General features: G+C 44.2%; 8 protein-coding genes. 5 read left to right on the forward strand and 3 right to left on the reverse strand.

Annotated features, from left to right (window positions below; genetic code table 11):
• Positions 1-5: 5 nt before the first annotated feature.
• From FD12_RS01400 to scrK, 3 genes are all read right to left on the reverse strand, one after another.
• Complete coding sequence (locus FD12_RS01400; RefSeq protein ID WP_371862794.1) at positions 6-701, reverse strand: DUF6198 family protein; 696 nt, start codon at positions 699-701, stop codon at positions 6-8.
• Positions 702-757: 56 nt separating this feature from the next.
• Complete coding sequence (locus FD12_RS01405; protein WP_054747400.1) at positions 758-1,762, reverse strand: zinc-dependent alcohol dehydrogenase family protein; 1,005 nt, start codon at positions 1,760-1,762, stop codon at positions 758-760.
• Positions 1,763-1,936: 174 nt separating this feature from the next.
• Positions 1,937-2,812 (reverse strand): fructokinase ScrK, encoded by an 876-nt coding sequence (scrK, locus tag FD12_RS01410; RefSeq protein WP_054747402.1) that lies wholly within the window; start codon positions 2,810-2,812, stop codon positions 1,937-1,939.
• 382 nt (positions 2,813-3,194) lie between these two features.
• On the opposite strand from scrK, the gene FD12_RS01415 reads away from it, so the two are divergent.
• The 5 genes from FD12_RS01415 (at position 3,195) to FD12_RS01435 (ending at position 11,630) form a co-directional block, all read left to right on the forward strand.
• Positions 3,195-4,553, forward strand: a complete 1,359-nt coding sequence (locus FD12_RS01415) for an SLC45 family MFS transporter (protein WP_054747404.1) — start codon at positions 3,195-3,197, stop codon at positions 4,551-4,553.
• Positions 4,554-4,570: 17 nt separating this feature from the next.
• Entirely contained in the window at positions 4,571-6,829 is a 2,259-nt protein-coding gene (locus FD12_RS01420; protein WP_056981271.1) for a glycoside hydrolase family 65 protein, read from the forward strand.
• A gap of 917 nt (positions 6,830-7,746) precedes the next feature.
• Positions 7,747-8,397, forward strand: a complete 651-nt coding sequence (locus FD12_RS01425) for an NAD(P)-dependent oxidoreductase (RefSeq protein ID WP_056981274.1) — start codon at positions 7,747-7,749, stop codon at positions 8,395-8,397.
• A 359-nt stretch (positions 8,398-8,756) separates the two neighbouring features.
• On the forward strand, positions 8,757-10,589 hold the full coding sequence (locus FD12_RS01430; protein WP_146985900.1) for a S53 family peptidase: 1,833 nt from the start codon (positions 8,757-8,759) through the stop codon (positions 10,587-10,589).
• Positions 10,590-10,706: 117 nt separating this feature from the next.
• On the forward strand, positions 10,707-11,630 hold the full coding sequence (locus FD12_RS01435; RefSeq protein WP_054747406.1) for a glutathione S-transferase C-terminal domain-containing protein: 924 nt from the start codon (positions 10,707-10,709) through the stop codon (positions 11,628-11,630).
• The last annotated feature ends 3 nt before the right edge of the window (positions 11,631-11,633 follow it).

Here is an 11,633-nt window from a genome sequence, read left to right on the forward strand (position 1 = left end):
CTCACTTATTTACCGACATCCAAAGCCTGATGCTTCAGGTGTGGAAAGACTGCCTTGTCGGCAATTCCCGTGATGCCACCTTGGAATAAGAACGCGAAGATCGTGCCAATCCCGAAGTTGGTAAATTGATGGGTGATCACTAATGCCAAGATAGCCATCAATGTTGGTGGAATATAAGATGCCCACATCGCCAGATTGGCGTTTCCTTTGAAGTACTTGAAGCGCAAGATCTGCATCAAGTCATCGGCAGGGTGTAACACTAAGTTAACCCGCTGATAAATTGAAATGGCGGTGGCAATCATCGCGACGCCGACGAAGTTTAATAGGATGTAGAAACCAACCATTAACGGCGTCGTGGCATCTGGTAGCCCAGCAAAAATGGGATACTTGCCAAGGAAGAAATCTTCAAAAATTTGAATTAAAGCTGAGAAGGGTACCATGAAAATTAAGTTGCCCAAAGCACGGCCCCACTCCCAGTGACCAACTAAGATCGCGTTTAGGACAGTGGTCAAAATTCCGAGGATTAAGAAAGTCCAAAACAGGTTCCAGCCAAAGGCGACACTCAAGTTGGCTTCTGCGGCCGTCCAGTAAGCGGACCCCAAGAATGAGGGATGAATCTTGGCGCTGGTAACCAACGTCAAAACGTTACCGGCTGAGTTAATGATCAGCGAAATCACAAAGAAAGAAATCGAAGTTGTCATTGAAATGGTTCGGCCAGTTGATACCTGACTACTTGACTGATCTGAATTTGTCAAAATTATTCACCTACTTTAACGACGGCCTTTGAAACTCCCTTGATGTTTCCTTGCAAGAATGATTCAACTTGTTCCAAAGGTAATTCGTGACTGATGATGGCTTCAACGTCCAACTTGCCGCTTTGAAGCAATGCAATTGAGTCTTCAAAGGCGTTGGGGTTGATGAATGAACCTTGGATGGTTAATTGTTTTTGGTAAACTTCATAAGTGTTCATTGAGAAATGAGCGTCAGGAGCGCCAACACCGAACATCAAGACTTGGCCGCCCTTGCGAGTTGCTTCAATTGCTTGTTCCTGAGTCTTTGGTGAACCAACGGCCTCGATCACGATATCGTAATAGTCAGTTGGCATCTCAACGTTGTTGGTGTTGTAAGTGTTGGTAACGCCTAATTTCTCACGGTTAAGATCCAACTTCTTGTCTGAATGGCCAGTCAAATCAACTTGGTGAATCCCATAAGCTTGTAAGATTTGAGCGAACAATTGACCTTCGAATCCGTCACCAATAACCAAGGCACGTTGATAAGGGGTCACGTTTAATAATTGAACCCCATGAACGGCACATGAAATTGGTTCGATAGTTGCGGCTGCCTTGAACGAAATGTCGTCAGGAATTGGGTAAACAACGGATGCTGGGGCAGTAAAGTATTGTTCCAAGCCACCGTTTCTGGTAACACCAACGGCTGACAAGTTTTCACAGAGTTCTGGACGGTCAGTATGGCAATAGAAGCATTGACCACAGTAGATGTTAGGGTCAACCGTTACCCGGTCGCCGACTTTAAGGTTTGTGACTTCTGAACCAATTTCAGCAACCACTCCTGAGTTTTCGTGGCCCAAGACAATAGGTGGAACAGCGTCGGCAGAACCTGGTAGGCCGTTGTAGAGGGCGTGGTCAGTTCCACATACGCCTGCATACTTGGTTTCAACTAATACTTCGTTTGGTTGAACCTTAGGCTTGTCGATGTCCTGAATTTCCATTTTCTTTGTAGCGGTTAATACTAATGCTTTCATTGTTTATCTCCTTAAATAGTAGTGAGCGAAGCAAAGCGGTTAGAAAGCGGAGTGTAAGTCTCCTTTGCGGAAAATTCCCGAACTTGGGATTTTCCGCAAAGGTGCTTACGCGTAGCTTTCTGCCTTGCGTAACTTATTTTCCACAAAAAGTGTGGATTTCCTAAAATCACTAAATTATTTGTTAAATTCCTTTAAAGCGAGTGCAAAGTTGCCGACGGTTGCTGAACCATTGTTCTTAACCAGTGGCATGACGATGTATTTGTCCAAGTCACCAACGTCAACATAGTGATTCATCAAGTCATCGAATTGTGCGCGCACCTTTTCCAAGAAGGTTTCGCTGACGACCCCGCCACCGAAAACGATCTTAGCTGGCCGCAACATCAACGTGACTTGAATAGCCGCCTGCGCGACGTAGTAGGCCATGATGTCCCAGACGTGATCGGTCAAAGGAACATCTTTGCCACTTTTACCGAGCCGAGCCTGGAAAGTCGGTCCTGAGACCAATCCTTCCAAACAATCGCCGTGATATGGGCAGATGCCCTTGAAGTCAAGATCATCCGGATGACGCTTTAGCCGGACATGCCCCATTTCTGGATGGCCAATATCGCCGATGAAGTCACCGTCCACAATGGCGCCAGCGCCTACGCCAGTTCCAATTGTGTAATAGACCAGCGAGTTAATCTTTTCATTAAATAGGGTTGCCATAACATATTCGCCATACGCAGATCCGTTAACATCAGTTGTCCAATGAATTGGCAAATCGAAATCTTGTTTGAGCCTGCCGACAAAATCGGTATTTGCCCAGCCAACTTTTGGTGTGTTGGTGATATAACCAAATTTCGGTGAGTTCTGTCTGAGTTCAATTGGCCCGAACGATGAAACTGAGATTGCCTGAAGATCCTTAAACTGTTTGAAGTAATCGACCGTCTTTTTGAGCGTTTCCTCTGGTGTAGTCGTGGGGGAATTCGTGATATCCAAAATTCGATAATCCTCGTTCCCTACTGCACAAACAAATTTTGTTCCGCCCGCTTCTACGCTACCTAACAACATTTAAATGTCACCACCTTAAGATTTATTCCGCAACAACAAGTTGTGAATTCTTGTACAATATACCACGTTTAAAAAATAATGCACTGTAAAAGCTTATGTCAAACGTATGACATCTTTTCAAAAGCAAAAGATGTCTAGACCGCAAAAAGAGTTCAAGATGAAAATAAGCAGTCAAAATTTTTTTAATTATTTTTTTGATGGGGTATTATTTAGGAGAATCATGTATGACACATTGGTTGATGATTTAATGCAATCCTGATTATAGCCCTAGCTAACTTGAAGTTTGATTTTTAGGAAGGCTGTGCAACCGGTTGCATTATTTTTAAATTGATGTCATAATACAAAATGTAAACGTTATTATTTTGAATTGGAGGATCGAAATATGGATGAGAAAAGCAGTGCTGCCGCAACGAAGAAGTCGGGGTTACCAAAGTTGCCTGCCAGCACAATTTGGATGATTAATTTTGGCTTCTTGGGGGTCCAAATGGCCTTCACCTTGCAAAGCTCACAGATGAGTCGAATTTTTCAAACGATTGGGGCCGATCCAAACAAATTAGGGTGGTTTTTCATTTTGCCACCATTGGCCGGATTGATCGTCCAACCAATCATTGGTTATTATTCAGATCGAACTTGGGCACCTAAATTGGGTGGCAGGCGATTGCCATACCTTGCCCTGGGAACGTTAATTGCAATTATTGTGATGTGTTTATTGCCGAACTCTGGTAGTTTTGGTTTCGGGTATGCCTCAATTACTGCACTGTTGTTTGGTGCTGTGACCGTTGCCTTACTGGATGTTTCATCAAATATTGCCATGCAGCCATTTAAGATGATGGTTGGGGACATGGTGAATGATGATCAGAAGAGTTACGCCTATGGCATTCAAAGCTTCTTATCAAATGGTGGTGCGGTGATCGCAGCCATCTTCCCATTCTTATTTACGGCATTTGGGGTTGCCAATACCGCTAAGAAAGGGGTTGTTCCGCAATCCGTTGTCATTTCATTCTATGTTGGGGCAATCATTTTGCTGGTTACCAGTTTATTCACTATTTTTAAAGTGCATGAATATGACCCAGCCACATACGCCAAGTATCATGGCATTACTGAAGAGGCCAACTCAACTGGTGGTAACTGGTGGACTTTATTGAAGAAAGCACCAAAAGTCTTTTGGACGGTTACCTTGGTTCAATTCTTCTGTTGGGTTGCTTTCCAGTATCTCTGGACTTATTCAGCCGGGGCCATTGCCAACAACGTTTGGAATACAACCAACGCTGCTTCATCGGGCTATCAAGCTGCCGGTAACTGGTACGGGGTTCTAGCCGCTGTTCAATCAGTCGCTGCCGTTGTGTGGTCATACGTGTTAGCTAAATTGCCTAATAATCATCACAAGTTAGGCTATTCACTGAGTTTAGCTCTCGGTGCAATCGGGATGGTGTCAGTATTCTTCGTTCACACTCAGTACATGCTGATCATTTCATTCACATTAGTTGGGATGGCTTGGGCTTCAATGAATACCTACCCATTAACAATGGTTACCAACGCCTTGTCAGGTGAACACATGGGGACTTATCTTGGCCTGTTTAACGGTTCAATTTGTTTACCACAAATTGTGGCATCTCTTGCCAGCTTTGCCTTGTTCCCAATGTTAGGCAACGCTCAACCAAACATGTTCCTGCTTGCAGGAATTGTGATGGGCCTTGGTGCCTTGTCAGTTGGATTAATTAAAGAGACATATAAAGCATAGGAAAGGACATCTAAAATATGAAAAGAACTTTTGACGTACAACCCTGGAATATTGTGACCCATGACTTTAAGCCTGAAGACAAACGCCTGCAGGAGTCGATGACCAGCATTGGAAATGGCTACATGGGCATGCGCGGTTTCTTCGAAGAGGATTATAGCGGTGACAGTCTTTCCGGTCTGTATCTGGGTGGCGTTTGGTATCCGGACAAGACTCGGGTTGGCTGGTGGAAAAACGGCTACCCAGAATATTTTGGCAAGGTAGTCAACGCGGTTAATTTCATCAAGATGAACATTAAGATCAACGGTGAAAAGATTGATCTGGCCAAAGACACTTTCAGTGACTTTAACTTAGACCTTGATATGAAGAAGTCGTTATTAACCCGTTCATTTACTGTAACAAAAGGTGAGGCAAAAGTTGCCGTGACCTTTGAACGGTTCGTCAGTGTTGCTCAACAGGAATTGTCCGTTCAACGGCTGACACTAAAAAACGTGGGTTCGAGTAAAGTCGCAATCGTCGTTGATTCAGCGATCGACGCTGACGTTAAGAATGAAGATGCCAACTACGATGAACGTTTCTGGGAAGTTGTTTCAACCGATCAGCAAGCGGATCGTGGTAGTGTGATGGCTGAAACGACGCCTAACCCATTTGGGACGCCACGGTTCACTTCTGCCATGGGAATGCGCCACGTTACTGATTTAAAGAACGTAAAAGTTGATCAACCCAGCGATAAAGAAGTTGTGAACGAGTTTGCTGGCGAATTAGGGCCTAATGAATCGACTCAACTTGAAAAGCGTGTGATTGTGGTAACCTCACGGGATTACGATTCTAATGAAGCATTAACCAAAGCAATGGATACGTTGAGCGATCAAGTCGCTGCTCAAAGCTATGATCAATTATTTGACGCTCACGCCAAAATTTGGGAAGACCGCTGGAACAAGTCTGATATCCAAATTGATGGTGATATTGAAGCTCAACAAGGGATTCGTTTTAACCTCTTCCAGTTGTTCTCAACGTATTATGGAGAAGATTCGCGTCTTAACATCGGCCCTAAAGGCTTTACTGGCGAGAAGTACGGTGGTGCAACCTACTGGGACACCGAAGCCTTTGCGGTTCCAGTGTACTTGGGCATTACCGATCCAAAAGTCACCCGTAACTTGTTGATGTATCGTTACAAGCAGTTGGATGGCGCCTATCATAACGCCAAGCAACAGGGCTTGAAGGGTGCCTTGTTCCCAATGGTGACTTTCGATGGGATCGAGTGTCATAACGAATGGGAAATCACTTTTGAAGAAATTCATCGAAATGGTGATATTGCCTTTGCCATTTATAATTACACCCGCTATACCGGCGACGACTCATACGTCTTGCATGAAGGCTCAAAAGTCTTAACCGAAATTTCCCGCTTCTGGGCAGATCGGGTTCACTTTAGCCAACGCAAGCAACAATACATGATCCATGGGGTCACCGGTCCTGATGAATATGAGAACAACGTCGATAATAACTGGTACACGAACATTTTGGCCCAGTGGACATTGAAGTATACCCTGGCAATTCTCAAGCAAGTTTCCCCAGAGCAGGCTAAGAAGTTAAATGTAAGTGATGATGAGAAGAAACAGTGGCAGGATATCGTTGACAGAATGTATCTGCCATATGATAAGGACTTGAATATTTTCGTTCAGCACGATGGCTTCTTGGATAAAGACCTCAAGCCAGTTTCAGAGATTCCGGCTGACCAGTTGCCGATTAATCAGCATTGGTCCTGGGATAAAATTCTGCGTTCGCCTTATATTAAGCAAGGTGATGTGCTCCAAGGCATCTGGGACTTTATCGATGACTTCACGCCGGAACAGAAGAAATCAAACTTTGATTTCTACGAAAAGTTCACGGTTCACGAATCCAGTTTGTCACCAGCGATTTACTCAGTGTTGGCGGCCGATCTCGGTTACGAAGAAAAAGCGGTTGAATTGTACGAACGGACCGCTCGACTGGATTTGGATAACTACAACAACGACACCGTTGACGGTTTGCACATTACAGCCATGACTGGCGGCTGGATTGCCGTTGTTCAAGGCTTTGCCGGCATGCGGGTTCGCGATGGCAAGTTGCACTATGCGCCATTCTTACCAAAGAAATGGGATCACTACTCATTTAGACAAGTCTTCCGTGATCACTTGATTGAGGTTGACGTTGATAAAGATGGTGCCCACTTCAAGCTGGTAAGTGGCGAACCAATTACCATTGATGTAGCGGGTAAGGATGTTAAATTAGCAAAATAATGCAGGATGTTACTCTGCAACCTAGATGGTAAACGTCTAGGGTATTACTCAAAAGGATCGGGCTGATTGCTGAATCCTTTTTTGAGTACAAAGAAAGCTGTCAACCTGTGGGGTGACAGCTTCTTTATGATATGAAGATCTTCATGGATTGGGATTGAATACTTAGTTAAGCATAAGGAGTTGAAATATTATTCAGCAAATTCACTTATAAACGCAAGTTAGCCCCATTTTTATATTGATAAAACTCGGGACAAACGACTGATTTCAAAATTACATTCCTTTTCATTCTCATCTCTTGCTATAATGATTAAGCTGGTTAATTACTTTCCGGGGCTTACGAGGGGTCATGTGCCGGAAAGGAAGTGATTCTTTTGCATTTTATCCTAGCAGATCTGATCTTTCCGATTATTGTCGGATTGATTATTACTTGGTTTGCGTATAAGCTAAACAAACACTAATGTACTCGTTCATTAGCCAATAACCAGCGATTCACGGAGTAGCTTCTAGCAGGGCTACTCCTTTTTGGCCACAAAAAAAGCTGCTTATTCTAGCAGTAATAAGCAGCTGGTGATTCTCTTGCACTTCATCCTGTTTTAGTGTAACACATCCACTGAAGCGTGTTCAAAAATATCGTGGAATTATTCGGAAAAAATTCATCGGACGTTTCTCTAGGCCGCTACTTTAAACGACAAAAGAGTCACCAATTCATTGAGATTATAAGTGCCGATCAATAGTCAAATATCCGATTATTTTGGATGTTAATGTGAGTTTTGGTAGTTATTTAAATTTAGTCCCATTTTTGGACAACTTATGATCGCCGAGGGGGCTAAATCATTGCTTATCATTATTAAATATCAGATACTAAAAGTAATTAAATAGCTATAGTTGAAGACCTGTTAATGATGGGAGGAATTATTTTGACATTATCAATTGGAATTATCGGCGCAACTGGCCGAGCTGGTAGCGAAATTGCCAAAGAAGCGATTAGCAGAGGGATGCAAGTCACGGCGTTTGTGAGAAGTGCGGACAAAGCTAAAGAAATGCTCGGAGATAAAGTCACTCCGATCCAAAAGGATGCCTTTGAAATTCAGAAAAAAGACATTGAGCATTTGGATGTTGTGGTGGATGCCTTCGCTACTCGGGATACGGGAAAAGCCTATCAGCACGTTGACCTGGCTGCCAAATTAATTGAATTGGTCCAGGGTCAAGCTGAGCCAAGGCTGTTCTTTATTTTAGGTGCGGGCAGTTTGGAAACGGGGGACGGCCACCACTTGATTGACCGACTCGAAAAGATGCCAAATAATGAATCGTTCATTTCAATCCCCCGAGAACAATTTAAAGAATATCAGCTCCTCATGAATACAAAAAATGTGAACTGGGTGGCAATTTCCCCGAGTGCAAATTTTGTCCCGGGAGAGCAAAGGGATTATGAAATTGGCGGCAATGAACTCATGAAGAACGCTGCGGGTAAGTCGGAAGTAACGACGGGAACGGTCGCAAAGGTGATCATTGACGAGATTGTCGAACCAAAGCACCGGAATGAGAGATTTACGGTGGTAAACAAGTAGTGTGCGGAGCCAAGCGGGAATAACCGAAACATAAGTCGCCCCAACCACAACTCCCCGATTTTGGGAGTTGTGGTTGGGGTGCTTATGTGCAGGTTATTGCTTGGCGGAGCAGTCCTAATCCATGCAGTCCAACCCAAAATATTGCATTTGTCATATTTCCGTAACGGCATTGACATAATCCATTAAAGAGTGTACCCTCACACTAGTTTGGGTCCATTGATTTATAATGGAGTTACATATCTCAGATAAGTTTTAATGAGGGGATTTGAATCACTATCGGGGTCAATTCAAATTAAGGGAAGAAGTTGTTAATTTTGAGAAACGTGAAGAAATGGCTAGTAGGTGTCGCAAGCTTTGCAATGATTCTTGCGTTAACGCCGAACGCTCAAGCCGCTAGTAAGAAGAAGGCAGCCGGCAGTGATCCATATGGGATTAACAAGATTTTAAAACAGTTAACCCAGAAGAAGAAAGTATCGCCGAATAAGTACGTCTATCTAGATGTTGTTCTTAAGCCGAGAAATGAAAGCCAACTCAGTGATCAGATTTACGCCGTGAATACACCAGGCAATTCTGAGTTTAAGCAATTTTATACGCCGGACAAGTTTCGGGCAGAATTTGGCCAACCGGCTTCCGTTGTTGGTCAGTACAAACCATTCTTTAATAAGTATCATTTGAAGTCCGAGTCTTTCAGCAATGGGCTCATTATCAAAGTTTCCGGTAAAGTGAAGAATGTTAACAAGGCTTTTTCAACCGATATTCAAAGTGCCAAGTATCATTCAAACCCGGTTCAATTTTCGAAGAAGAAGCCCGTGATGCCTGCCAAACTGGCCGACAATGTGCTGACCGTTTTGGGGATCACAACGGTTAAGCAGGGCTTAGGGTCGCTTGCTAAAAAGCAGAGTGATTCCTCAAAAGTGAAGTCCGAATATGCGCCAAGTAAGTTCGCAAAACAATACCAACTCCAGCCATTGTATGATAAAGGCTACCAAGGACAGGGACAAACGCTTGGAATTATCACATTCGCCAATGTCAGAAAAAGTGATGCCCAGCATTTCTGGAACGCTGAAAAGATTGCGACTAAGCCAAATCGAATCAGCGTCAAAAAGATTAGTAGCCCGTCATCGTTGACGACCAACGACGCATTGGGCCAAACGGAAACCGACTTGGATATTGAACAATCTGGGGCAATTGCACCTCAGGCCAACATTCGGGTGTACCAAGCCAACTTTAGTGATGTTGGCCTGGTGAACGCTTACTCGACGGCTTTTGAAGAGAATCAGGCAAGTTCGTTATCAATGAGTTGGGGATTGAGTGAATACCTTACCCACTATCTCAAGGCACAACGCTTATTGACACCCGTTTATGGTCAAGTGTTAAATACCGTGATGGCTCAAGGGGCGCTTCAAGGCGTGTCAACCTTTGTTTCCTCGGGAGACACCGGTGCTTACAATCGCGGCATTGGCGGAAAGATCGGGCCAATTTCGTTGCCAAACTACAGTACTTATGGCACCTTCCCAGCTGATAACCCTTGGGTCACCGCAACCGGTGGAACCACCTTACCGTTCAGTAAGAAGTTAGGTAAGGGAATCGATATTTCGGTTGATAAAGAGCGTGCTTGGGGTGGCGATTATCTGTTCAAAGCATACGCTCAAAATCGGAAATTATTCTTAACTAATCCAACCGCCTATCAAGCAATGCTTGCTGGCGGCGGGGGTGGTATCAGCCATCTGTATGACACCCCGGAATATCAGCAGGACGTTCCCGGTGTTAACACCTTTAACGCTCGGCAGTATCTGTCGAATCTTTTGCAGCCGCGAATGAATCCCGTTTTAATTAGTGGGACTGACTATGGCCGTAACTTCCCTGATGTGTCAGCTGACGCAGATCCAATGACCGGCTACCAGATTTACTCAGCGGGCAAATGGCAAGTAATGGGCGGTACGAGTGCAGTTGCCCCACAATTTAACGGTGCGACGGCGGTTATCAATAGTGGCAAGGGAACCCGAATGGGCTTCTGGAATCCACAGATTTATAAGCTGGCCCAAGATAAAGACAAAACGCCGTTCACAGTGTTGGACAGTGATAGTAATAATTCCAACCTGTATTACGTTGGCCAACCTGGCAAGGTATACAATCAAGCAACTGGATTGGGAACGGTTAATTTCGAGAAACTTTACGATGCTTATCAATAAAATTTGATTAAAGGGCCTAACTGGAAGAAAATTGTTTCAGTTAGGCCTTTTAACTATCAAATGGCTGACAAACTTTGTAAACTAGAATTAAAATTTTACCCATTAGGAGTGATTGATATGAGTGATCAAGTTAAACCAAATGATGCTTGCAGCTGGCAACCCAAAAAGACAACTGATTCGCCATTTTCAAAGAAGTTTTCAACTGGGGAACTGCCGATTGAAACCAACCGTTATCGGCTGATTTGGGGCAGGTTCTGTCCGTGGGCAACCCCAATTGCCACGATGATTGATTACACTGGCTTGGATCAAGTGATCTCTAAGGGGGCCATTTATTCGTTGCGCCACGCTGGGGTCAACGATAATTGGTTCTTTGGTAAAGGTGATCAAAAGGATCCGGTCTTACAAACGACCAGTCTGCGGGAAAACTTTGAAAAGGTCGATCCCAGCTTCACCGATCGCCCGACGGTACCGGCTTTGGTTGATGTTAAGACTGGCAAAGTGGTTAACAATTCTTCCCAAGAGATCATGAATGAACTGGCTTCTTCCTGGCAGCCGTATTTTAAGGAAGGCGTGGCCGATGTTCTGCCAGCGTCAGAACGAACGCCAATTCTAACGCTGACCAGCCAGATCATTACCGACATTACGTCAATTCCCGGCCAAATTGCTGCGGTTAAATCTCAATCTGAATACAAAAAGTTAGCCAACCAGTATTTTGATCGCTTGCAGTGGCTGGATGACCGTTTGGCTCAACGCCAATTTTTGATGGGCGACAACCTCACAGTTCCCGATTTTTGGCTTGTTGTGAGTCTTATTCGGTTTGACACTGTCTTTTACTTCCAGAGCAAATTAAACCAGAAGCAGTTAACGGATTTTCCCAATTTGTGGCGGTATGCCAAGACCTGTTACCAGATTCCTGCGTTCAAGCAGGACACGGATTTTCAAGCGATTAAAGAACATTTCTATCAGGTGAGTGATGATCCAGTGGACTCACTTAGTCGGATCATTCCGCTCGGGCCAGATGAAAGTAAGTGGGATGAATGAATC

The sequence above is a fragment of the Lentilactobacillus rapi DSM 19907 = JCM 15042 genome (assembly GCF_001436255.1).
GTDB lineage: Bacteria > Bacillota > Bacilli > Lactobacillales > Lactobacillaceae > Lentilactobacillus > Lentilactobacillus rapi.

Coding starts and splice junctions, on each gene's coding strand:
- FD12_RS01435 (WP_054747406.1), top strand. CDS start 10,707: ATGAGTGATCAAGTTAAACCAAATGATGCTTGCAGCTGGCAACCCAAA.
- FD12_RS01405 (WP_054747400.1), bottom strand. CDS start 1,762: ATGAAAGCATTAGTATTAACCGCTACAAAGAAAATGGAAATTCAGGAC.
- FD12_RS01400 (WP_371862794.1), bottom strand. CDS start 701: ATGACAACTTCGATTTCTTTCTTTGTGATTTCGCTGATCATTAACTCA.
- FD12_RS01430 (WP_146985900.1), top strand. CDS start 8,757: ATGATTCTTGCGTTAACGCCGAACGCTCAAGCCGCTAGTAAGAAGAAG.
- scrK (WP_054747402.1), bottom strand. CDS start 2,812: ATGTTGTTAGGTAGCGTAGAAGCGGGCGGAACAAAATTTGTTTGTGCA.
- FD12_RS01415 (WP_054747404.1), top strand. CDS start 3,195: ATGGATGAGAAAAGCAGTGCTGCCGCAACGAAGAAGTCGGGGTTACCA.
- FD12_RS01420 (WP_056981271.1), top strand. CDS start 4,571: ATGAAAAGAACTTTTGACGTACAACCCTGGAATATTGTGACCCATGAC.